The organism is Pseudundibacterium arcticum (genome assembly GCF_042646465.1).
Taxonomy (GTDB): domain Bacteria; phylum Pseudomonadota; class Gammaproteobacteria; order Burkholderiales; family Burkholderiaceae_D; genus Undibacterium_A; species Undibacterium_A arcticum.
In genome coordinates, this window is record NZ_JBHRTP010000078.1 from 28,890 (window position 1) to 50,529 (window position 21,640).

21 protein-coding genes are annotated in these 21,640 nt (G+C 56.7%); 19 read left to right on the forward strand and 2 right to left on the reverse strand.

Features of this window, described 5'->3' with window-relative positions; translation table 11 throughout:
* Nucleotides 1-12 precede the first annotated feature (12 nt).
* From nuoL to ACFOFO_RS20960, 5 genes are read left to right on the forward strand one after another with little or no spacing between them, the layout of a single operon-like run.
* Nucleotides 13-2,079, forward strand: coding sequence for an NADH-quinone oxidoreductase subunit L (nuoL, locus tag ACFOFO_RS20940; protein ID WP_390332720.1), 2,067 nt, complete (start codon nt 13-15; stop codon nt 2,077-2,079).
* A 26-nt stretch (nt 2,080-2,105) separates the two neighbouring features.
* Nucleotides 2,106-3,596, forward strand: coding sequence for an NADH-quinone oxidoreductase subunit M (locus tag ACFOFO_RS20945; protein ID WP_390332722.1), 1,491 nt, complete (start codon nt 2,106-2,108; stop codon nt 3,594-3,596).
* Between the two features lie 51 nt (nt 3,597-3,647).
* Nucleotides 3,648-5,132 carry an NADH-quinone oxidoreductase subunit NuoN gene (gene nuoN, locus ACFOFO_RS20950; RefSeq protein WP_390325308.1) on the forward strand — a complete coding sequence of 495 codons (1,485 nt, stop codon included), beginning with the start codon at nt 3,648-3,650 and terminating at the stop codon, nt 5,130-5,132.
* Between the two features lie 23 nt (nt 5,133-5,155).
* Entirely contained in the window at nt 5,156-5,473 is a 318-nt protein-coding gene (locus ACFOFO_RS20955; RefSeq protein ID WP_390332725.1) for a DUF2818 family protein, read from the forward strand.
* 38 nt (nt 5,474-5,511) lie between these two features.
* The gene (locus ACFOFO_RS20960; protein ID WP_390325304.1) at nt 5,512-6,066 is read left to right on the forward strand and encodes an NUDIX domain-containing protein; all 555 of its coding nucleotides are present in this window, start codon (nt 5,512-5,514) and stop codon (nt 6,064-6,066) included.
* A 51-nt stretch (nt 6,067-6,117) separates the two neighbouring features.
* On the opposite strand, the gene ACFOFO_RS20965 is transcribed toward ACFOFO_RS20960, so the two are convergent.
* Nucleotides 6,118-7,800, reverse strand: coding sequence for an electron transfer flavoprotein-ubiquinone oxidoreductase (locus tag ACFOFO_RS20965; protein ID WP_390325302.1), 1,683 nt, complete (start codon nt 7,798-7,800; stop codon nt 6,118-6,120).
* A gap of 162 nt (nt 7,801-7,962) precedes the next feature.
* On the opposite strand from ACFOFO_RS20965, the gene ACFOFO_RS20970 reads away from it, so the two are divergent.
* The 7 genes from ACFOFO_RS20970 to ACFOFO_RS21000 all read left to right on the forward strand — a co-directional run bounded on the left by ACFOFO_RS20970 (nt 7,963) and on the right by ACFOFO_RS21000 (nt 14,752).
* Complete coding sequence (locus ACFOFO_RS20970; protein ID WP_390328132.1) at nt 7,963-8,739, forward strand: SDR family oxidoreductase; 777 nt, start codon at nt 7,963-7,965, stop codon at nt 8,737-8,739.
* The gene (locus ACFOFO_RS20975) at nt 8,736-9,152 is read left to right on the forward strand and encodes an acyl-CoA thioesterase (protein ID WP_390325301.1); all 417 of its coding nucleotides are present in this window, start codon (nt 8,736-8,738) and stop codon (nt 9,150-9,152) included. The genes ACFOFO_RS20970 and ACFOFO_RS20975 overlap by 4 nt, the downstream gene beginning before the upstream one ends.
* A gap of 246 nt (nt 9,153-9,398) precedes the next feature.
* Nucleotides 9,399-10,097: a CoA transferase subunit A gene (locus ACFOFO_RS20980; RefSeq protein WP_390332727.1), complete on the forward strand. Its 699-nt coding sequence runs from the start codon at nt 9,399-9,401 to the stop codon at nt 10,095-10,097.
* A gap of 11 nt (nt 10,098-10,108) precedes the next feature.
* On the forward strand, nt 10,109-10,759 hold the full coding sequence (locus ACFOFO_RS20985; RefSeq protein WP_390325300.1) for a 3-oxoacid CoA-transferase subunit B: 651 nt from the start codon (nt 10,109-10,111) through the stop codon (nt 10,757-10,759).
* A 438-nt stretch (nt 10,760-11,197) separates the two neighbouring features.
* Nucleotides 11,198-12,073: an alpha/beta fold hydrolase gene (locus ACFOFO_RS20990; protein ID WP_390325299.1), complete on the forward strand. Its 876-nt coding sequence runs from the start codon at nt 11,198-11,200 to the stop codon at nt 12,071-12,073.
* A 58-nt stretch (nt 12,074-12,131) separates the two neighbouring features.
* Complete coding sequence (locus tag ACFOFO_RS20995; RefSeq protein ID WP_390332729.1) at nt 12,132-12,482, forward strand: RidA family protein; 351 nt, start codon at nt 12,132-12,134, stop codon at nt 12,480-12,482.
* 23 nt (nt 12,483-12,505) lie between these two features.
* Nucleotides 12,506-14,752, forward strand: coding sequence for a RelA/SpoT family protein (locus tag ACFOFO_RS21000; RefSeq protein ID WP_390332732.1), 2,247 nt, complete (start codon nt 12,506-12,508; stop codon nt 14,750-14,752).
* Between the two features lie 126 nt (nt 14,753-14,878).
* Here the strand turns inward: ACFOFO_RS21000 and ACFOFO_RS21005 are convergent, their stop codons facing one another.
* On the reverse strand, nt 14,879-15,859 hold the full coding sequence (locus ACFOFO_RS21005; RefSeq protein ID WP_390332734.1) for a cation diffusion facilitator family transporter: 981 nt from the start codon (nt 15,857-15,859) through the stop codon (nt 14,879-14,881).
* Here ACFOFO_RS21005 and ACFOFO_RS21010 point away from each other — a divergent pair.
* The 7 genes from ACFOFO_RS21010 to hscA all read left to right on the forward strand — a co-directional run bounded on the left by ACFOFO_RS21010 (nt 15,791) and on the right by hscA (nt 21,575).
* The gene (locus ACFOFO_RS21010) at nt 15,791-16,030 is read left to right on the forward strand and encodes a hypothetical protein (RefSeq protein WP_390332777.1); all 240 of its coding nucleotides are present in this window, start codon (nt 15,791-15,793) and stop codon (nt 16,028-16,030) included. The genes ACFOFO_RS21005 and ACFOFO_RS21010 overlap by 69 nt on opposite strands.
* 337 nt (nt 16,031-16,367) lie before the next feature.
* Nucleotides 16,368-16,868 carry a Fe-S cluster assembly transcriptional regulator IscR gene (iscR, locus tag ACFOFO_RS21015; RefSeq protein ID WP_390325297.1) on the forward strand — a complete coding sequence of 167 codons (501 nt, stop codon included), beginning with the start codon at nt 16,368-16,370 and terminating at the stop codon, nt 16,866-16,868.
* Between the two features lie 13 nt (nt 16,869-16,881).
* Nucleotides 16,882-18,144 carry an IscS subfamily cysteine desulfurase gene (locus ACFOFO_RS21020; RefSeq protein ID WP_390325296.1) on the forward strand — a complete coding sequence of 421 codons (1,263 nt, stop codon included), beginning with the start codon at nt 16,882-16,884 and terminating at the stop codon, nt 18,142-18,144.
* An 84-nt stretch (nt 18,145-18,228) separates the two neighbouring features.
* Complete coding sequence (gene iscU / locus ACFOFO_RS21025) at nt 18,229-18,657, forward strand: Fe-S cluster assembly scaffold IscU (RefSeq protein WP_390332735.1); 429 nt, start codon at nt 18,229-18,231, stop codon at nt 18,655-18,657.
* A gap of 50 nt (nt 18,658-18,707) precedes the next feature.
* A complete protein-coding gene (gene iscA / locus ACFOFO_RS21030) occupies nt 18,708-19,031 on the forward strand; it encodes an iron-sulfur cluster assembly protein IscA (protein ID WP_390325294.1) in 324 nt (107 codons plus the stop codon).
* A gap of 136 nt (nt 19,032-19,167) precedes the next feature.
* Nucleotides 19,168-19,683: a Fe-S protein assembly co-chaperone HscB gene (gene hscB / locus ACFOFO_RS21035; protein WP_390332738.1), complete on the forward strand. Its 516-nt coding sequence runs from the start codon at nt 19,168-19,170 to the stop codon at nt 19,681-19,683.
* A gap of 26 nt (nt 19,684-19,709) precedes the next feature.
* The gene (gene hscA, locus ACFOFO_RS21040) at nt 19,710-21,575 is read left to right on the forward strand and encodes a Fe-S protein assembly chaperone HscA (protein ID WP_390325291.1); all 1,866 of its coding nucleotides are present in this window, start codon (nt 19,710-19,712) and stop codon (nt 21,573-21,575) included.
* Nucleotides 21,576-21,640 lie beyond the last annotated feature (65 nt).

Genomic DNA, 21,640 nt, shown 5'->3' on the forward strand with positions numbered 1-21,640 from the left:
ACAAGGTTCATTATGGCGGGGCAACTTAACCCTAACCTTCTTCTGGCCGTACCATTGGCGCCGCTTGCGGGCTCGGTCATTGCCGGCTTGTTCGGCACCAAATTTTTGGGCAATAAAATCGGTCGCGGCACCTCGCACACCGTAACGATTCTCGGCGTCCTGATCGCCTTCATCATTTCGCTCCAGACCTTGATGGCGGTGATGGATGGCGCCCGTTTTGACGGTGTGATTTATAACTGGATGACGGTGGCTGGCCTGAAGCTGGAAATCGGTTTTCTGATCGACAGTCTGACCGCGATGATGATGTGCGTGGTCACGTTCGTCTCGCTGATGGTGCATATCTATACCATCGGTTACATGAAAGACGATGAAGGCTATAACCGCTTCTTCTCGTATATTTCCCTGTTTACTTTCTCGATGCTGATGCTAGTCATGAGCAACAACTTCCTGCAACTGTTCTTCGGCTGGGAAGCTGTTGGCCTGGTGTCTTATTTGCTGATCGGGTTCTGGTACACGCGGCCGACTGCCATTTTCGCCAACATGAAGGCATTCCTGGTCAATCGCGTTGGCGATTTCGGCTTCATCCTCGGCATCGGCCTCTTGCTGGCCTATGCCGGTTCGATGAACTACGCTGAAGTGTTCGCCAAGAAGGAAGAACTGGCACTGTTGTCGTTACCAGGTACCGACTGGATGCTGTTGACGGTGGCATGCATTTGCCTGTTCATCGGCGCGATGGGTAAGTCGGCACAGTTTCCCTTGCATGTCTGGCTGCCTGATTCGATGGAAGGCCCGACGCCGATTTCGGCCCTGATTCACGCCGCGACGATGGTCACTGCCGGCATTTTCATGGTCGCGCGCATGTCGCCATTGTTCGAATTGTCCGATACCGCGTTGTCGTTCGTGATGGTCATCGGTTCGATCACGGCCTTGTTCATGGGCTTCCTTGGCATCATCCAGAACGATATCAAACGAGTGGTGGCCTATTCGACCCTGTCGCAACTCGGTTACATGACGGTGGCGCTCGGCGCATCAGCCTATTCGGTCGCGGTGTTTCACCTGATGACACACGCCTTCTTCAAGGCCCTGCTGTTCCTCGCCGCGGGCTCGGTAATCATCGGTTTGCATCATGATCAGGACATCCGGAATATGGGTGGCCTGCGCAAGTACATGCCGATCACCTGGCTGACATCGTTGGTCGGTTCATTGGCGTTGATCGGTACGCCGTTTTTCTCTGGCTTTTATTCGAAAGACAGCATTATCGAGGCGGTCCATAGCAGTCATATTGCCGGCGCCGGATTTGCGAATTTTGCTGTGCTGGCCGGCGTGTTTGTGACAGCCTTCTATTCGTTCCGCATGTATTTCCTGGTGTTTCATGGCGAAGAGCGTTTCGGCCAGGCGCATGATGCGCATCACGCAGAAAACGGCAATGACGATCACGAAACCGGACATACTGCCGGCGATGAGCCTGGCCATCATGGTCTGGCTGCTGGTGAGAAACCGCACGAATCGCCTTTGGTTGTGACCTTACCTCTGATCCTGCTGGCGATTCCGTCCGCAATCATCGGTTTCTTTACCATCGGACCGATGCTGTTCGGCGAATTTTTCAAGGGCGTGATTTTTGTCGGCGAGTCGCATCTTGCGATGGAAGAGTTGACCAAGGACTTCCACGGCCCGCTGAAGATGGCAGTGCACGCACTAACTTCGGCGCCGTTCTGGCTGGCATTGGCAGGTGTGGCGTCCTCGTATTATTTCTACCTGGTCAATCCACGCATTCCAGCGGCGATCAAGGAAAAATTCAGTGCTGTCTATGTGTTGCTCGACAATAAGTACTATATGGACAAGTTCAACCAGCAGGTATTTGCTGGTGGTGCGCGTATGCTTGGCGGCGGCTTGTGGAATGCCGGCGACAAAGGCCTGATCGACGGCCTGATCGTCAATGGCAGCGCAAAAGTGGTGGCCTGGCTCTCGACGATTGTCCGGCTGCTGCAGTCGGGCTACATCTATCATTACGCGTTCGTGATGATCCTCGGCGTGCTGGGTTTCCTGACCTATTTCCTGCCTTTTCCGTTCGCTAAATAAGCTGACAACGCAAACCAACAATAACCATGATGCAGTCAACTTCTTCTCTTTTAAGTCTCGCGATTTGGTGTCCGGTCATATTCGGCGTTCTGATTCTTGCGTTTGGCAGCGATGCCAATGCTCGTTTGGTTCGTATCGTTTCATTGCTAGGATCAATCGCCAGTTTTCTGGTCACGTTGCCCCTGATCCAGCGTTTCGACAATGCCGCACATGAGATGCAATTCGTCGAAAAAACGATGTGGATTGATCGTTTCAACGTCAATTATCACCTCGGTATCGATGGTCTATCGCTGTGGCTGGTGATCCTGACCGCTTTCATGACGGTGCTGGTTGTCATCGCCGGTTGGGAAGTGATTGAAAAGAAGGTTGCGCAGTACATGGGTGCCTTTTTGATCATGTCCGGTCTCATGATCGGCGTGTTCTGCGCGCTCGACGGCTTGCTGTTTTATGTGTTTTTCGAAGCGAACCTGATTCCGATGTTTATCATCATCGGCGTGTGGGGCGGGGCCAATCGCGTCTATGCGGCGTTCAAATTTTTTCTGTACACGCTCGTCGGCTCGCTGTTGACGCTGGTGGCGATCATTTATCTGTACTTCAAGTCGGGCGGCAGTTTTGATATCCTGACCTGGCATCAATTGCCGCTGTCGTTGAATGTGCAGATCATGGTCTTCCTGGCGTTCCTGATGGCGTTCGCGGTCAAGGTGCCAATGTGGCCAGTACATACCTGGTTGCCGGATGCTCACGTCGAGGCGCCGACCGGTGGCTCCGTGGTGCTGGCTGCGATCATGCTGAAACTGGGTGCCTACGGTTTCCTTCGGTTCTCGTTGCCGATTGCCCCCGACGCCAGTCACTATCTTTCTGGCTTCATGATTACCTTGTCGTTGATTGCCGTGATCTACATCGGTCTTGTGGCCCTGGTGCAGGACGATATGAAGAAGCTGGTTGCGTATTCTTCGATTGCTCACATGGGCTTCGTTACCCTCGGATTCTTTGCGTTCAATGACATGGCGATGCAGGGTGGTATCGTTCAGATGATCTCGCACGGTTTTGTATCCGGTGCGATGTTCCTGTGTATCGGAGTGCTGTATGACCGCATGCACACCCGTCAAATCGCCGATTACGGCGGTGTTGTGAACAAAATGCCGAAATTCGCTGCCTTGTTCGTGCTGTTTTCGATGGCGAACTGCGGTCTGCCGGCGACCTCCGGCTTCGTTGGCGAATTCATGGTGATACTGGGTGCGGTCAAATTCAATTTCTGGATAGGTCTGCTGGCTGCGACCGCGCTGATTTTTGGCGCTGCATATTCGTTATGGATGGTGAAACGCGTGGTGTTCGGCGCAGTCGCGAATGACAATGTGGCTCAGTTGCAGGATCTCAATAAACGCGAATTTTTCATGCTGTCCGTGCTTGCCGTCGCAGTGATCGCTATGGGTCTTTATCCCGCGCCGTTCACCGATGCGATGCAGACTTCCGTGACTGACTTGCTCAAGCATGTCGCTATTTCCAAAGCGATCTAATACGCACTTACACCGGACGCCGAAAGCGACCGCAAACCAGCGGCGACATAAATGAATAATATGAACCTGATCCCGGTCTATCCTGAAATTTTCCTGCTGATCGCCAGCTGCGCGATTCTGCTGATTGACATGTTCCTGTCCGATGCCAAGCGTCATGTGACGTATGCGCTGTCGATTCTGACGCTGCTGGTCTGCGGCGTTCTGACATTCATTTCAATGAATGATGGAGCGACCTACTATACTTTCCACAACATGTTCGTTTCGGATCCGATGTCGGACCTGTTGAAGCTGTGCTCATATGTCGCGGTCGGTCTCACCTTGATTTATTCTCGCCAATACGCGGAGCAGCGCGGCATGCTGAGCGACAATCTGGGTGGTGAGTTCTATGTATTGGCGCTGTTTGCGTTGCTGGGACAGATGGTGATGATTTCGGGAAACAATTTCCTGATCATTTATCTGGGCCTCGAATTAATGTCCTTGTCCCTGTATGCACTGGTTGCATTGCGCCGCAATCATGCCGTGGCGACCGAGGCGGCAATGAAATATTTCATTCTCGGTGCGCTAGCTTCCGGCTTCCTGTTGTACGGCATATCGATGCTGTACGGCGCGACCGGCTCACTCGATCTGACCGAAGTCGCGAAAGCGACCGCATCGGGTACCGTGAATAAAACCGTACTGATATTCGGCGTGGTGTTCCTGGTGTGCGGCCTGGCGTTCAAGCTTGGCGTGGTTCCATTCCACATGTGGGTGCCGGACGTATACCAGGGTGCTCCCACGGCTGTGACCTTGTTGTTGGGCGGTGCGCCCAAGCTCGCGGCGTTTGCAATCTGCATCCGCCTGCTGGTGGAGGGCTTGTTGCCGCTGGCGGTAGACTGGCAGCAGATGTTGATCGTGCTCGCGGTGATGTCGATGGCGATTGGGAATATCACCGCGATTGCCCAGAGCAATCTAAAGCGGATGCTGGCGTATTCGACCATTTCGCAAATGGGTTTCATGTTGCTGGGGCTGCTGTCGGGCGTGGTGAATGGCAACATTTTCTCTGCTGCCAACGCATACAGCTCAGCCATGTTTTATTCGATTACTTATGTCCTGACCACCCTGGGCACGTTCGGCGTGATCATGCTGTTGTCCCGCGCCGGGTTCGAAGCGGAAAATCTGGAAGACTTCAAGGGGCTGAACCAGCGCAGCCCATGGTTCGCTTTCGTGATGCTGGTCTTGATGTTTTCGCTCGCAGGCATCCCGCCGATGATGGGCTTCTACGCCAAGCTGTCGGTGCTGCAGGCGGTGCTGGGCACGGGGCAGGTCTGGCTTGCCATCGTGGCCGTGTTGTTCTCGCTGGTCGGTGCGTTTTATTATTTGCGGGTGGTCAAATTGATGTATTTTGACGATCCACAAGATAGTTCCAAGATCGCCGTGAACGGTGATATGCGCGTCGCATTAAGCGTCAACGGTGCCGCGGTGCTGTTGTTGGGCCTGATTCCTGGGCCTCTGATGACGGCGTGCGCGACCGCCATCGTCAAGACACTCGCCTCTTGACCTGACCAGACTGGCGTCTCACTGTGAATGTTTCTTTTTCAAGCTGGTTCGTCATTGCGTTGGCGCTACTCGCCGCCAACCTGCCGTTCCTGAACGAACGTCTGTTTGCGCTCGTGCCGTTGAAAGGCAGCGATGCGGCAGGCGGAAAGCCCCTGTGGCTCCGTTTGATCGAAGTGCTGGTGATGTACTTGCTGGTTGGTGCTGTTGCCTATCTGCTTGAGTCGCGGGCCGGCAACACATTCGCGCAAGGATGGGAATTTTATGCCATCACGCTGTTTCTATTTGTAGTGTTGGCGTATCCAGGCTTCGTCTGGCGCTATTTGCGCAAACGGCACGGTTGACTCAGCCGTTGGTGTCCCCAAAGCCCATGGAGATCGCGATGGATTTGCATTTGAAAGAAAGCCGCGTCACGGGAGAACTCGTGTACGACGGCCATTTCCTGAAGGTCCAGCGCGATACGGTCCGCCTCCCCGACGGCAAAAATACCACCCGTGAATATATCAAGCACCCGGGTGCGGTCGTCATTCTGCCGCTTTTTGACGACGGAACGGTATTGCTGGAGCGCCAATTCCGTTATCCGCTGGATCAAGTATTTATTGAGTTTCCTGCCGGCAAAATCGATCCGAACGAAGATCCGCTCGTATGCGCAAAACGTGAATTGCAGGAAGAAACCGGCTATAGCGGGACCGACTGGACTTTCCTGTGCACTATTCACAACGCGATCGCCTACTCGAACGAACATCTCGACATTTACCTCGCACGCGGACTGACCGCAGGTGATAGCAAGCTCGATGATGGCGAATTTCTGGAGACGTTTCGGGCCAGCGTCGCAGAGGTGATGACGTGGGTGCGGGAAGGCAAGATCACCGATGTGAAAACCGTGATCGCCGCATTTTGGCTGGAGAAAATCGTTACAGGGCAGTGGACTCCATGATTCAAGGGAGTCTGACGACAATAAAAAAGCCGCTTTCGAGCGGCTTTTTTATTACATATTCGGATAGTTGGGCCCGCCGCCGCCTTCTGGCGTGACCCAGACGATATTCTGGGTCGGGTCCTTGATGTCACAAGTCTTGCAATGCACGCAGTTCTGCGCATTGATCTGCAGCCGGTCCGCGCCGTCATCAGTCTTCACGAATTCATACACCCCGGCCGGACAATAACGGGCTTCCGGGCCAGCGTATTTCGCAAGATTGATGTCCACCGGTACGGCTGGATTCTTCAACGTCAGGTGGATCGGCTGGTCTTCCGCGTGATTGGTGTTGGAGATGAAGACGGACGACAGGCGGTCGAACGTCAGTTTGCCGTCCGGCTTCGGGTAGCTGATCGGCGCAAATTCGGCTGCCGGTCGCAGGCACTCGTGATCTGCATGTGTGTGATGAAAAGTCCATGGCGCCTTGCCGCCAAACACGACCTGATCGATGCCGACCATCAGCGTGCCGGTATACAGGCCCTTGCTCATCAATGGCTTGAAATTGCGCGCCTTGTGCAATTCTTCATGCAGCCACGATTGTTCGAATGCGCTCGAATAGGCAGTCAACTCGTCATGCTGGCGATCGGTGCCGAGCGCGTCGAACGCCGCCGTGGCGGCCAGCATGCCGGACTTGATTGCCGCGTGACTGCCCTTGATGCGGCTGGCGTTCAGGAAGCCGGCATCGCAACCGATCAGCGCGCCGCCCGGAAACGTGAGTTTTGGCAGCGATTGCAGACCGCCGGCGGTGATGGCACGCGCACCGTAGGCGATGCGTTTGCCGCCTTCGAGGAAGTGCCGGATTTCAGGATGCGTCTTGTAGCGCTGGAATTCCTCATACGGCGACAGGTATGGGTTCTCGTAACCGAGGCCGACCACGTAACCGATCGCAACCTGGTTGTCTTCCAGGTGATACAGGAAAGATCCGCCATACGTCTTGCGGTCCAGCGGCCAGCCGGCGGTATGGATGACCAGTCCCGGCTGGTGCTTGGCCGGATCGATATCCCACAGTTCCTTGATGCCGATACCATAAGTCTGCGGATCCTTGCCCTTGTTCAGGTCATATTTGTCCATCAGCTGCTTGCCCAGATGGCCGCGCGCGCCCTCGGCAAACAGCGTGTATTTGGCGTGCAGCTCCATCCCAAGCTGGAACGCGGGCGTTGGTTCGCCGTCGCGGCCAACGCCCATATTGCCGGTGGCGACACCTTTGACCGCACCGTCTTCGTCGTACAGGACCTCGGCTGCAGCAAAACCGGGGAAAATCTCCACGCCCAGCGCTTCGGCCTGCTGGCCCAGCCAGCGCACCACATTGGCCAGCGATATGACGTAATTGCCGTGGTTCTGGAAGCATTTTGGCAGCATCCAGTTCGGCGTTTTGTAGGATTTGGTTTCGGTCAGAAACAGAAAACGATCTTCGCTGACTGCGGTTTTTAGCGGTGCACCGAGCTCTTGCCAGTTCGGGAATAATTCGGTCAGGGCGTGCGGATCCATGACGGCGCCGGAGAGGATGTGGGCACCCAGCTCACCACCTTTTTCCAGTACGCAGACCGACACTTCATTGCCTTTTTCTGCGGCCAGTTGCTTCAATTTGATCGCGGCTGACAAGCCGGCAGGACCGCCACCGACGATCACGACATCGTATTCCATCGCATCGCGCGGGCCGTATTGTTCTAGGATGTTCTGGGTCTGGCTTTGCGTCATGGTCTCACCACCGTAAATGTATTTATCGAACGACTGTGCTAATTGCCTTGGATTTTGCTGCAGTTTGTTAGATACCGCAATCTAAACTCGACTTATTCGTATAATGATAACGGTTTTGACCTGACAGGATTGTCAATTGCTGGACAAAAACAAGGAGCCGACGTGGGTATCGAAGTCAATTTTGAAGGGAAGGTCGCTCTGATTACAGGCGCCTCCAGCGGATTGGGCGCGCGTTTCGCCAAGGTGCTGGCACATGCTGGCGCGCAAGTCGTGCTGGCGTCGCGTCGCATCGAGCGTCTGAAGGAACTGCGTGCCGAGATCGAAGCCGACGGCGGTGCTGCACACGTGGTGGCGCTCGATGTTACCGACTACGGCAGCATCAAGTCGGCGATTGCGCATGCGGAAACCGAGGCTGGGCCGATCGATATCCTGGTCAATAATTCCGGCGTCTCGACCACGCAGCGGTTGCTCGATGTGACGCCGGAGGACTACGCGTTCGTCATGGATACCAACCAGCGCGGCGCGTTTTTTGTGGCGCAGGAGACCGCTAAACGGATGGTCGCACGCGCCAAAGGCAACCCGAAAAAACAGCATCGGATCATCAATATCGCGTCGGTCGCCGGCTTGCGTGTGCTGCCGCAAATCGGCATCTACTGCATGAGCAAGGCCGCGGTGGTGCAAATGACGAAGGCCATGGCGCTGGAGTGGGGCAAGTACGGGATTAACGTCAATGCGATTTGTCCCGGTTATATCTCGACCGAAATCAACGAAGAGTATTTTTCCAGTGAACAAGGGCAGAAACTGGTCGATATGTTGCCGCGCAAACGTACCGGCAAGCCCGAAGATCTGGACGGTTTATTGTTGCTGCTGGCGGCCGAGGAATCCCATTTCATCAATGGCGCGATCATTACCGCGGATGATGGAATGAGCGTGCAATGATCGATCGAAAGCTGGTACATGCCTGCCGCATGCCAATCCGCTGGGGCGATATGGATGCGATGGGCCATGTCAACAATGCGGTCTATTTTCGCTACATCGAGCAGGCACGGATTGAATGGCTGACTGCGATCGACTGTACCCCGGACCCGACCGGACAGGGGCCGGTCATTATTAATGCTCGCTGTACGTTTTTGAAGCAGTTGAAATATCCGGGCGACATCGAGATACTGAGCTATGTTGGTCCGGCCGGGCGCTCCAGCTTTGAAACCTACCAGGAAATTCGGCGCGTCGATCAGCCCGCCGTGCTATGCGCCGAAGGTGCCGCGAAAGTGGTGTGGGTCGATTTCCCTTCCGAGAAATCGGTGCTCTTGCCCGATCGGGTCCGTGCTCTGCTGGCACAGCAGGCATCCTGAGCCGGGTGTATGCAGCGTGAAGGCAATACACGGTCAGCGAAAACCTGCCCATCGTCGAAATGAACGATCGCGGTTGGCAGCGAGGGTGCGCCAATTTGGTTAAGGTTTGAGTTTTTCGGGTGCATGGGGTTGATGCTGAATACCCGATCTGCCCGCAGCAATGCAGCAATGCAGCAATGTAACAATGCAACAGTGCAACAGTGCAACAATCGTTGATGATTCTCCTTCACAAGAAAAGGGATTGGTATGAATAAAGTTTATCCTGATGCGGCGACTGCGCTTGCCGGTGTCGTCAGTGACGGCCAGACCATCGCAGTCGGGGGCTTCGGCCTGTGTGGTATTCCGGAAGCCTTGATTGCCGCACTGCGCGACTCGGGCGTGAAAAATCTGACCGCCATTTCCAACAACGCCGGCGTGGATGGCTTCGGCCTCGGGCAGTTGTTGACGACGCGACAGATCAAGAAAATGATCGCGTCCTACGTCGGTGAAAACAAGGAATTCGAGCGTCAGTACCTGGCTGGTGAGCTGGAACTGGAGTTCACGCCACAAGGCACGCTGGCCGAAAAGCTGCGTGCCGGCGGCGCCGGGATTCCCGCATTTTTCACCAAGACGGGAGTCGGTACGATCGTCGCAGAGGGTAAGGAAATCCGCGAATTCGACGGCCAGCAATACGTGATGGAGCGTTCGCTGGTCGCCGACGTAGCGCTGGTCAAGGCCTACAAGGCCGACAAGTCCGGTAATCTGGTGTACCGCAAGACCGCGCGCAACTTCAATCCCAATGCGGCGATGGCCGGCAAGATCACCATCGTCGAAGTCGAGGTGCTGGTCGAGACCGGCGAAATCGACCCGGACGACGTGCATACGCCCGGTATCTTCGTACATCGGATCGTGGTCAACGCGACGCCCGAGAAACGCATCGAACAACGCACCTTGCGTGCACAATAACGGGGAATGACATGGCTTGGACGCGTGATGAAATGGCCGCGATTGCGGCGAAAGAATTGCAGGATGGCTTTTACGTGAACCTCGGCATCGGCTTGCCGACCATGGTCGCCAATTATGTGCCGCCAGGCATGGACGTCTGGCTGCAATCGGAGAACGGCCTGCTCGGCATCGGTCCTTTTCCGACCGCAGACCAAGTCGACCCCGACTTGATCAATGCCGGCAAGCAGACCATAACGACCTTGCCGGGATCGTCGATCTTCTCGTCGGCCGATTCGTTCGCGATGATTCGCGGCGGCAAGATCAATCTGGCGATCCTGGGAGCGATGCAGGTTTCCGAGAAGGGCGATCTGGCCAACTGGATGATTCCGGGCAAGATGGTCAAGGGGATGGGCGGCGCGATGGACCTGGTGGCCGGCGTCAAGCGCGTCGTGGTGCTGATGGAGCACGTCGCGAAGGCAAAGGATGGTTCGACTACCCACAAGATATTGAAGTCCTGTACCTTGCCGCTGACCGGTGTCGGCGTGGTTGACCGCATCATCACCGATCTGGGCGTGATCGACGTGACGCCGAACGGTCTGAAACTGGTGGCGTTGGCGCCAGGGGTCACGAAGCAAGAGATCGCCGAAAACACCGGCGTCGCGCTGGACATGAGCGCGGTCTGATTGTCCTGCGGAGGCAATGATGTACGGCACCGCGAGGTGCCGTGTACATTTCGAGTCATTTAGTTATGTCGGTCGAGGCTCGGAACCCGGATCAATAATTGAAATGATTGAATATTTATTGTCTGAGTATGGCGCAATTGCTTAATGATTGCGGTGGTATCCTTGGCACTGCACCAAGAGTATATTGTCTGCTTCCACACCTCAGCGGCTGATAAACGGGATGCTTGCCTGGGCACGTTTTGATGCATTATCCCAGTCGGGCGGTGGCCCCTTGCGCGGCATGCGAGTGCCGCCGCTCCGGTGCGCGCTCGCGACAGCAATGCCATGCCTTCGTAACAATTCGTATCGGCGGCGCCCAGTCTGCGCAAGCCCGGTAAAATAGCTGATTTTGCGCCGGCCGGCCAACGCTCTTCTGTGCTGAAACAAGGGGAAACCATCATGCAAGCCAGACTCAACTCGGTTCAGTGTATTTCGCCAGCCGGGTTGCACCGGATGGTCTACAAGGAATGGGGCGCCCCGACCAATTCGAAGGTGCTGGTCTGCGTCCATGGCGTGACGCGCGTTTCTGACGATTTCGATAGTCTGGCACGCGAGCTGAGCGCCGATTACCGCGTGGTTTGTCCCGATGTGGTCGGTCGCGGCCGCTCGGACCGGTTGCGCAATCCGCAGTTCTATCGCGTGCCGCAATACGTCAGCGATATGGTCACACTGCTGGCGCGGGTGCTGGCCAACTCGACGCTGCAAACGGTCGACTGGTTCGGGACCTCGATGGGCGGCTTGATCGGGATGGGCCTGGCCTCGTTGGCGGACAGCCCGATTCGTAAATTGATACTGAACGATATTGGTCCGACCCTGGATGCCACCGCGCTGGCACGGATCGGCGACTACATCGGCCAGGACGTCCGCTTTCCCAGCTTTGAGTCGGGCGCGGCGTTCATCCGCGAAATTTCCGCGTCGTTCGGCGAGCACACGGACGAGGAGTGGCGCAAGCTGGCATCCGATGTGCTGCAGCAGGACCATGACGGTCAGTGGGTCCGGCACTACGATCTTGGGCTTGCAGTGCCGTTCAAGTCGACCACGCCCGAGATGGTGAAAGCCGATCAAGCGCTGCTGTGGGCGGCCTACGACGCGATCAAATGCCCGACCCTCGTGGTACGCGGCGCCCAATCCGATTTGCTGTCGGCGGCCACCGCGCAGGCAATGACCGAGCGCGGCCCGAGAGCGAAACTGGTGGAGCTCCCCGATGTCGGCCACGCGCCGACGTTCATTCGTGCCGATCAGATTGCCGTCGCCAGGGATTTTTTATTGAGTTGAGCGGCGGCTGGACGCTGTCGTGTCCGAAGTAATCTTTTATCTTATTTTTAGGCAAAATATGGAAATCAAACGGCTGCATGTTGGAAAAAGACTGTCGGATGTTGCGATTCATCAACAGACGATCTATCTGGCCGGGCAAATTGCCGACGATTTGTCGCAAGATATCAAGGGGCAGACCCGCGAAGTGCTAGGGCACATCGATCGCTTGCTGGCCGAGGCGGGTAGCGACAAGACGCGGATCCTGATGTGCCAGATTTACATCTCCGATCTGAAGAATTTTGATGGCATGAACGCCGCTTGGGACGAATGGGTCGCCGAAGGCCATGCGCCGCCACGCGCCACGGTGGAGGCAAGACTGGCCAAGCCGGAATGGCTGATCGAAATGGTAGTGACCGCCGCACAGCAGTAGAAATTCAGAGATTCAGAGATTCGATGGTTTCGATAACCGCAATACATGTTGACACGCAGGATCGCTTGATCGTCGATCTGGCGCCGGCGGATGGCGCGCGCGTGATTAATGCGCTGGAATATGTGGCGCCGCTGTATGCCGGCAAAACGGTGGAAACTGGGCAAGATGCTTTGACTTTCTCGCAAGGCGTGGCCGGCACGCTGGCCTTGCTCAATACCGATGCCGAGACTCGCATCGCCGCGCTGCTGTTCGAGCTGCCGCAGCTCGACCCGAAGGCGGCCGAAGGCATCGAAGCGCGCTTCGGTCGCGAGGTGGTCGAACTGGTGAGCGGAATTCGGCAGTTGATCAAACTGCGCGAACTGACCTTCGGACAGCGGGAAGTTGCGCGTGGCAAGAATGCGGCGCAGCAGGCCGTCGCGCAAGTCGAGACGCTGCGCAAGATGCTGCTGGCGATGGCGTCCGATATGCGCGTGGTGCTGGTCCGGCTGGCGTCGCGCGTGACCACGCTGCGCTATTTTGCCGACCTCAGGCTGGAAAACGATACTACCTACCTGTATGCTCGCGAGACGCTGGATTTATATGCGCCACTGGCTAATCGTCTTGGAATTTGGCAGCTGAAATGGGAGCTGGAGGACCTGTCGTTCCGCTTTCTGGCACCGGATGATTACAAGCGCATCGCCAAAATGCTGGAAGAAAAACGCATCGAGCGTGAAGGTTTTGTCGAAGCTGCGATCCTGCGTCTGAAGACCGAACTGGCGGCAGCCGGCATCAAGGCTGAGGTGTTCGGCCGACCGAAACATATTTACAGCATCTGGAACAAGATGCGCGGCAAGGAGATCGATTTTTCCGAGCTGTACGATGTGCGCGCGTTTCGCGTGATCGTCGATGACGTCAAGACCTGCTACACCGTACTCGGGCTGGTGCACAACATCTGGACCCCGTTGCCGACCGAATTCGACGACTATATATCGCGGCCCAAGCCGAACGGTTATCGCTCCTTGCATACCGTGGTGCTGGGCGAGGATCAACGTCCGCTCGAAGTGCAGATCCGCACCAAGGAGATGCACAGTTTTGCCGAATACGGGGTGGCGGCGCACTGGCGCTACAAGGAAAGCGGCGGTTCGAATTTTTCGGCGCAAAAATACGACGAAAAAATCGCCTGGCTGCGACAGCTGCTGGCCTGGAAAACCGAGGTTGCCGAAACGGTGGTCGGTCAGGAAGAAATCCGCCGCGAATGGGTGGAAAAGCTGAAATCCGCCTCGCTGGACGACCGTATTTTTGTACTGACACCGCAGGCCCGGGTAATCGAACTGCCGAGCGGCGCGACGCCGATCGATTTTGCCTACCACCTACACAGCGACGTCGGCCATCGCTGCCGCGGCGCGCGCATCGATGGCGTCATGGTGCCACTCAACACGGCACTGAAGAACGGTCAGACGGTCGAGATCATTACCGCAAAAGGTGCGCCTGGCAGCGCCGGCCCGTCGCGCGACTGGCTTAGTCCCGAATACACGGCCAGCACGCGCGCGCGTACCAAGGTGCGCGCCTGGTTCAATGCGATCGACCAGCAGGAGACGCTCGCCAGCGGCCGCAGCCAGCTCGAAAAGACGCTGCAGCGCGAAGGAAAGACCGCAGTCAATCTGGAGGAACTGGCGCACAAACTCGGTTTTGCGAAACTCGATGAATTGTTCCTCGCGGTCGGCAAGGACGAGTTCAGCCTGCGCCATGTCGAGCAGGCGTTACACGCGGATGACAGCGTCAAGGCGGCGGACAAGGACGAACTGGTCGCCAACAAGAGCCGCGCATCGAGCGTGGCGCAGGGCGCCAAGTCGGGTGTGCTGGTGGTCGGCACCGAAGGATTGCTGACGCAACTGGCACGATGCTGCAAACCGGCACCGCCGGATGACATCATCGGTTTTGTGACGCGCGGCAAGGGCGTGTCGATTCATCGCAGCAATTGCAAGAATTTTGTCGAGATGCGCGCCAAGGCGCCGGAGCGGGTGATTCAATGTGCGTGGGGGCAGGCCGGTACTGAAACCGTGTATCCGGTCGATATTTTCGTGCTGGCCGGCGACCGCCAGGGATTGCTGCGGGATATCTCCGAGATTTTCCTGCGCGAAAAAATCAATGTGATCGGCGTCAATACGCAGAGCACAAAAGGGCAGGCGCGGATGGCATTCACCGCCGAAATTGGCTCCACCGCGCAGTTGCAAAAGGCGCTCAACGTGATCCGCGATGTCAACGGCGTACTCGAGGCCCGCCGGCAGTGATCCGGTTTTGTCATTATCGCCAGTATGTGCCAATTCCTCTTTATTTTATTGCGGGACGAGGTATCTGCTAGCCGGAGTATGTCTGTGCGCAAAGGCTACATGTGGCATGCGGCCCGGGACCGACGACTAGTGATGATGGTGGTGACCCGATTCTGCCGGTTGTGTCAGCACACAGACATGGCCGACCGCCATATCCGGTAGTTCCGGCTGCATCGTCACATGGTCGATCCCATGCCGCTCCAGCAGCATCGTCTTGATCTCATGCAGTACTTGCGGCCACTGGCGCAGGTCGCCGATCTCGACATGCCCGATCAGCGCCGGATGACCGGGTGACATTTCCCACACATGCAGATCATGCACCGACAGCACGCCGTCAATATCGGCCAGATGGTCGCCCACTTCCACATAGTCGATATGATGCGGCACCCCCTGCATCAGGAAGTGATAGGACTGGGCCAGGATGCTGATGGTGGATTTCAGAATCAGTAACGATACGCAGATAGATAGCAGCGGATCGATCTGCATCCACCCGGTTTGAAAAATCACCGCGCCCGCCACGATCGCGGCGACCGAACCGAGCAGATCCCCCATCACATGAAGCAGTGCCGCCTTGGTGTTCAGGCTTTCCTTGTCGTGCGACAGCACCCAGGCGACAACCAGATTGATCGCCAGCCCGATCGCGGCAACCACCAAAACCATCGCGCCCTTGACCGACTCCGGCTTCGCAAATCTTTGCACCGCCTCAAAGATGATCCAGCTCACCAGCGCCAGCATCGCAATCGCATTGATGAACGCCGCCAGCGCCTCGGCGCGACCGAACCCGAAAGAATGCTTGGCCGAAGGTGGCCGCCTGGAGATGATTTGCGCCAGCAGCGCCAAGCCGAGCGCCGCCGCGTCGGTCACCATGTGTCCGGCGTCCGAAATCAGTGCCAGCGAATTGGACGCGAATCCGGCGATCACCTCGACGATGGCAAAACACAGCGTCAGTACCAGCGACCAGCTCAAAATTTTCTGGCTGCGATTTTCAAAAAAATGCGCATGAGCGGCATCGCCGGCGTGATGGGCGTGCAGATGGCTGGATTCGGCGGGTTGATGGCTGTTTGGCATTGCTTGAGCGAAAATCAAAATAAATCAATAAAATGGCGGGATTTGCGCTGCCAAGAAACGGGTTTCTGCATTGCGATCGGCCACCACTGGTCAGGCTGCGAGTGTACTGGAATTGCACGCGAAAGCGCGGTGTTACTCCTGCTTTACTACTGGATATTGCCTCTGACTTGAAAGAAAGCCAAGTCCCTGCTCGATGATCTACCTCTGGTTTTAATTTTGAAGGAGTATAAATCAATGGCCGTTTGTTTTATTGGTGTTGAGCTATTCATTTCTTGGAGTATTTAAGTTTTCGGCCGTATTGCGGTAATTCCGCGCGCGGCCGATCTCTGCCGTGGGACCTGGTCCGGCGGCTTCCCAGCGGACCATTGCAACCCGAGCGGCGCAATCGACAGCCTGTCTGACAAACTCTCGCGATTTTGTTATACTTGACTAAAATATTCAACTACTCGGAATGTGCGAAGCAGTAAGGTGAGCAGTGCAACAAATTTGTCTTTGATCTGGGGTTGTGATGCGTCTGACTACTAAAGGCCGTTTTGCCGTAACTGCGATGATTGATCTGGCCATGCGCGAAAGCAAGGGTCCGGTCACGCTGGCCGGCATTAGCCAGCGGCAAGAGATTTCGCTGTCCTATCTGGAGCAGCTATTCGGCAAGTTGCGCCGTCACCAGATCGTTGAATCGGTGCGCGGACCAGGTGGCGGCTACAGTCTGGCGCGCAAAGCCGAAAATGTATCGGTGGCCGACATCATTATCGCAGTAGACGAGCCGCTCGATGCGACCCAATGTGGCGGCAAGGAAAACTGTCACGGCGCCGACCATGAAGCCGGCAGCCGCTGCATGACGCATGAATTATGGGCAACGCTGAACGCGAAGATGGTTGGTTACCTCGACTCCGTTTCACTGCAGGACCTGGTCGACCAGCAGAACCAGAAGCATGCAGAACAAAGCGTGGTCGTGATGCACTCAACCGCAAGTGGCGCAATGCGCCCGCTATCAAATTTGCAAGATTAATTGGAGTAACTAGATGAACGCACCTGACAAGAGTCTCGAAAAAAGCCTGATGGACACCATCGAGGCACCGCACTTCCCGATCTACATGGATTATTCGGCGACCACGCCGATCGATCCGCGCGTCGCCGACAAGATGATTCCGTACCTGCGCGAGCAATTCGGTAATCCCGCTTCGCGTAGCCACATGTACGGCTGGACCGCAGAAAAGGCGGTAGAGGAGGCGCGCGCGCAAGTCGCCGACCTGGTCCACGCCGACCCCCGGGAAATCATCTGGACTTCTGGCGCAACCGAAGGCAACAACCTTGCGATCAAGGGCGCCGCGCAGTTTTACAAGACCAAGGGCAAGCACATCATTACCGTCAAGACCGAGCACAAGGCCGTGCTCGACACCGTGCGCGAACTGGAACGTCAGGGTTTCGAGGCAACATATCTGCAGCCGCAGGACAATGGTCTGATCACGATCGAGCAACTCAATGCAGCGATCCGGCCAGATACGATCCTGGTTTCTGTCATGCTGGTCAACAATGAAATCGGCGTAATCCAGCCGATCGATGAAATCGGCGAATTGTGCCGCGCCAAAGGGATTATTTTCCACTGCGACGCTGCACAGGCGACCGGCAAGATTGAAATCGATCTCGAGAAGACCAAGGTCGATCTGATGACCTTCACCGCGCACAAAACCTACGGGCCGAAGGGCATCGGTGCATTGTATGTGCGCCGCAAGCCGCGCGTACGGATCGAGGCGCAGATGCACGGCGGTGGTCACGAGCGTGGCCTGCGCTCGGGCACCTTGCCGACCCATCAGATAGTGGGCATGGGCGAAGCGTTCCGCATTGCCAAGGAAGAAATGGCGTCCGAAGTCGCTCGCGTCAAGACCCTGCGGGATCGCTTGGCCAAGGGTTTGCAGGATATTGAAGAGGTTTATATCAACGGTGACATGGCGCATCGCGTGCCGCACAACCTCAACGTCAGCTTCAACTTTGTCGAAGGCGAATCGCTGATCATGGCGATCAAGGACATTGCGGTATCGTCCGGTTCGGCCTGTACTTCGGCCAGCCTGGAGCCGTCGTATGTGCTGCGCGCGTTGGGACGCAGCGACGAACTGGCGCATAGCTCGATTCGCTTCACGATCGGCCGTTTTACGACCGAAGAGGACATCGATTTCACGATCAACCTGCTCCACACCAAGGTTGCGAAACTGCGTGAACTGTCGCCGCTGTGGGATATGTACAAGGAAGGGATCGACATCAGCACGATCCAGTGGGCTGCGCATTAAATCGAAAGATGGCAGAAAAATACACGACTTAACTATTCCTGGACAGCGCGGCATTGGATCCGGGGTTTTAACAAGGAGCATTAAATGTCTTACTCAGCAAAAGTATTGGACCACTACGAAAATCCACGTAATGTCGGCGCTTTCGAGAAGGGCGACGAGTCGGTCGGCACCGGTATGGTGGGTGCCCCAGCGTGCGGCGACGTGATGAAATTGCAGATCAAGGTTGGCGCCGATGGATTGATCGAGGACGCAAAGTTCAAGACCTACGGCTGCGGCTCCGCGATCGCATCGAGCTCACTGGTGACCGAATGGGTCAAAGGCAAGACGCTGGATCAAGCCTTGTCGATCAAGAACACGCAGATCGCCGAAGAGCTGGCATTGCCGCCAGTCAAGATTCACTGCTCGATCCTGGCGGAAGATGCGATCAAGGCCGCTGTCCTGGATTACCAGACCAAGCACGCGACCGCGCCGGTAGCAAAATCGGCAGCAGAATCGACCACGCAGGCAGCATAAAGTCTGGATGAATGTTCTTTCCCTGAAGTGGGGAAGGGACGGAGGAAACAATGGCAATCACACTTACGGAAAAAGCGGCGAAGCATATCAATCGCTACATCGAGCGTCGCGGCAAGGGCGTCGGCCTGCGTTTCGGCGTACGCACCACCGGTTGCTCCGGATTGGCGTACAAGCTCGAATATGTCGATGAGGTGGCTACCGAAGACAGTGTGTTCGAGTCGCATGGCGTCAAGGTTTTCGTCGATCCGAAGAGCCTGCCGTATATCGACGGCACCGAGCTCGATTTCGCGCGCGAGGGTTTGAATGAGGGTTTCAAGTTCTACAACCCGAACGTCAAGGATGAATGTGGTTGCGGCGAAAGCTTTACTATTTGAGGCGACCACCAACCGCAGCGTGGTTCGGTTGTACGCTTGTGATTTGCGCCGAATCAGCATCGGCCTGATCGAGCCTGTTGCAGCATGACAGGCTTTATTTTTGAGCGCGGACACTCCGTCAATATCCGATTTTCTTATGCAGAATCATTTCGAATTATTTCATCTGGCACCACAGTTTGCGCTCGACATGAGTGCGCTCGATGCTGCGTATCGCGAAGTGCAAAACCGTGTCCACCCGGATAAATTCGTGAGCGCCAGCGATGCAGAAAAACGGGTGGCAATGCAGTGGGCTACCCGCGCCAATGAGGCTTATCAGACGCTGAAAAACCCGCTCAAACGCGCCGCATACCTCTGCGAGTTGAATGGGGCCGATCTGCGGACCGAGTCGAACACAGCGATGCCGATGGCTTTCTTGATGCAGCAGATGGAATGGCGCGAGGCGCTGGAAGATGCGCGGATGCAGAAGGATGTCGCGGCACTGGAGCTGCTGGAGTTGCAATTACATCAGCAACGCGCCGCGCTACTGACGCAGATAAACGCCGTGCTCGATTCGGGCGACTACCATCAGGCGGCACAGGACGTGCGGCAATTGATGTTCCTGGAGAAATTCGGAGAAGACGTTAGCTTCGCTTTCGAAGCATCAGAGGTTTAACCGGTTCCAAAGAATCAGACAACGAGATGGCACTACTTCAAATCGCAGAACCCGGTATGGCGACCGCGCCGCACCAACATCGGCTGGCGGTCGGCATCGACCTCGGCACCACCAATTCGCTGGTCGCCAGCGTCCGCAACAGCATTCCTGAAGTATTGAACGACGAGGAGGGGCGGCCGTTGCTGCCGTCGATCGTGCGCTACCTGCCGAATGGCAACGCCAATATCGGCTACAAGGCGCAAGCGGCGCAGACCACCGACCCGAAGAATACGATCGTCTCGGTCAAGCGCTTCATGGGACGCGGTCTGAAGGATATTGCCTACGTCGAGAATCTGCCTTACGATTTTCAGGATACGCCCGGTATGGTGCAACTGAAAACTGTCGCCGGGGTGAAGAGTCCGGTCGAGATTTCGGCCGAAATTCTGGCAACCTTGCGCCAGCGCGCCGAAGACACACTGGGCGATGAACTGGTCGGCGCGGTAATTACCGTGCCCGCCTATTTCGATGAAGCCCAGCGCCAGGCGACGAAGGATGCGGCGCAGTTAGCCGGATTGAACGTGCTGCGGCTGTTGAGCGAGCCCACTGCCGCCGCGATTGCTTACGGCCTCGACAATGCGTCGCAAGGCATCTACGCGGTGTACGACCTGGGTGGCGGCACCTTCGATATTTCGATATTGAAGCTGACCAAGGGCGTGTTCGAGGTGCTGTCTACCGGCGGCGACTCCGCGCTCGGCGGCGACGATTTTGATCAACGCGTATTTTGCTGGATCAGCGAACAAGCGGGTCTGGCGCCGCTGTCGGATGAAGATACGCGGCACCTGTTGGTGAAGGCGCGCGAAGCCAAAGAATTTTTGTCGACCAACGCCGAAGCGCAGATCGACGCCGCGCTCAATTCCGGCGAAGAGGTGCATTTGACGCTCAGCGCCGCGAGCTTCACAGAGATTACCAAACACCTGGTCGCCAAGACCATGACGTCGATCAGGAAGGCGCTGCGCGATGCCGATCTGACGGTCGACGATATCGACGGTGTGGTGCTGGTCGGGGGTGCGACGCGCATGCCACACGTACGCAAGGCGGTGGGTGATTTCTTTCACACCATTCCCCACGCTAACATCGACCCGGACAAAGTGGTGGCGCTCGGCGCCGCGATTCAGGCCAACCTGCTGGCCGGCAATCGGGCCGCCGGCGACGACTGGCTGTTGCTTGACGTCATTCCGCTGTCGCTCGGGATCGAGACGATGGGTGGACTGGTTGAAAAAATCATACCGCGCAATTCAACGATTCCTTGCGCCCGCGCGCAGGAATTCACGACCTTCAAGGATGGTCAGACCGCGTTGGCGGTGCATGTGCTGCAGGGTGAGCGCGAACTGGTGAGCGACTGTCGCTCGCTGGCGCGTTTCGAGCTGCGCGGCATCCCGCCGATGGTGGCCGGTGCGGCCCGTATCCGGATTACCTATCAGGTCGACGCCGATGGCCTGCTGTCGGTGTCTGCGCGCGAGTTACGCTCCGGCGTTGAGGCATCGATCACCGTCAAGCCATCGTACGGCTTGGGCGATGACGAGGTGGCACGCATGCTGCAGGAGTCGTTCTCGTCGGCCGAAGTCGATATGCAGGCGCGCGCGCTGCGTGAAGAGCAAGTCGAGGCGCAACGGATGTTGCTGGCAACCCAATCGGCGCTGGATGCTGATGGCAACCTGTTGTCAGAGGCCGAACGCGCAGCGGTCGATGCGCTGATGAATGACGTGCGCGAACAGGTCAAGGGCCAGGATCACCATGCGATTAAAGCAGCGGTAAGTGCGCTGGCGGACGGCACCGAAGAGTTCGCGGCGCGACGAATGGACCGCAGTGTGCGCAGTGCGCTGTCCGGCAAACGCGTGGACCAACTAGTGTAACGACATCGACATGTATCGCGCTGCCTGAGTCTCGTGACACGCCGTCGCGCGGGCAAAGCTTCGGC

Excerpts from the sequence above, each read along its gene's own strand:
- ACFOFO_RS20945 (WP_390332722.1), top strand. The coding sequence starts at position 2,106 with ATGATGCAGTCAACTTCTTCTCTTTTAAGTCTCGCGATTTGGTGTCCG.
- hscB (WP_390332738.1), top strand. The coding sequence starts at position 19,168 with ATGCAGAATCATTTCGAATTATTTCATCTGGCACCACAGTTTGCGCTC.
- ACFOFO_RS20980 (WP_390332727.1), top strand. The coding sequence starts at position 9,399 with ATGAATAAAGTTTATCCTGATGCGGCGACTGCGCTTGCCGGTGTCGTC.
- ACFOFO_RS20975 (WP_390325301.1), top strand. The coding sequence starts at position 8,736 with ATGATCGATCGAAAGCTGGTACATGCCTGCCGCATGCCAATCCGCTGG.
- hscA (WP_390325291.1), top strand. The coding sequence starts at position 19,710 with ATGGCACTACTTCAAATCGCAGAACCCGGTATGGCGACCGCGCCGCAC.
- ACFOFO_RS21000 (WP_390332732.1), top strand. The coding sequence starts at position 12,506 with ATGGTTTCGATAACCGCAATACATGTTGACACGCAGGATCGCTTGATC.
- ACFOFO_RS20965 (WP_390325302.1), bottom strand. The coding sequence starts at position 7,800 with ATGACGCAAAGCCAGACCCAGAACATCCTAGAACAATACGGCCCGCGC.
- ACFOFO_RS20960 (WP_390325304.1), top strand. The coding sequence starts at position 5,512 with ATGGATTTGCATTTGAAAGAAAGCCGCGTCACGGGAGAACTCGTGTAC.
- iscR (WP_390325297.1), top strand. The coding sequence starts at position 16,368 with ATGCGTCTGACTACTAAAGGCCGTTTTGCCGTAACTGCGATGATTGAT.
- ACFOFO_RS21020 (WP_390325296.1), top strand. The coding sequence starts at position 16,882 with ATGAACGCACCTGACAAGAGTCTCGAAAAAAGCCTGATGGACACCATC.
- ACFOFO_RS21005 (WP_390332734.1), bottom strand. The coding sequence starts at position 15,859 with ATGCCAAACAGCCATCAACCCGCCGAATCCAGCCATCTGCACGCCCAT.
- ACFOFO_RS20990 (WP_390325299.1), top strand. The coding sequence starts at position 11,198 with ATGCAAGCCAGACTCAACTCGGTTCAGTGTATTTCGCCAGCCGGGTTG.
- iscU (WP_390332735.1), top strand. The coding sequence starts at position 18,229 with ATGTCTTACTCAGCAAAAGTATTGGACCACTACGAAAATCCACGTAAT.
- ACFOFO_RS20985 (WP_390325300.1), top strand. The coding sequence starts at position 10,109 with ATGGCTTGGACGCGTGATGAAATGGCCGCGATTGCGGCGAAAGAATTG.
- ACFOFO_RS21010 (WP_390332777.1), top strand. The coding sequence starts at position 15,791 with ATGAGCGGCATCGCCGGCGTGATGGGCGTGCAGATGGCTGGATTCGGC.
- iscA (WP_390325294.1), top strand. The coding sequence starts at position 18,708 with ATGGCAATCACACTTACGGAAAAAGCGGCGAAGCATATCAATCGCTAC.
- nuoL (WP_390332720.1), top strand. The coding sequence starts at position 13 with ATGGCGGGGCAACTTAACCCTAACCTTCTTCTGGCCGTACCATTGGCG.
- ACFOFO_RS20995 (WP_390332729.1), top strand. The coding sequence starts at position 12,132 with ATGGAAATCAAACGGCTGCATGTTGGAAAAAGACTGTCGGATGTTGCG.
- nuoN (WP_390325308.1), top strand. The coding sequence starts at position 3,648 with ATGAATAATATGAACCTGATCCCGGTCTATCCTGAAATTTTCCTGCTG.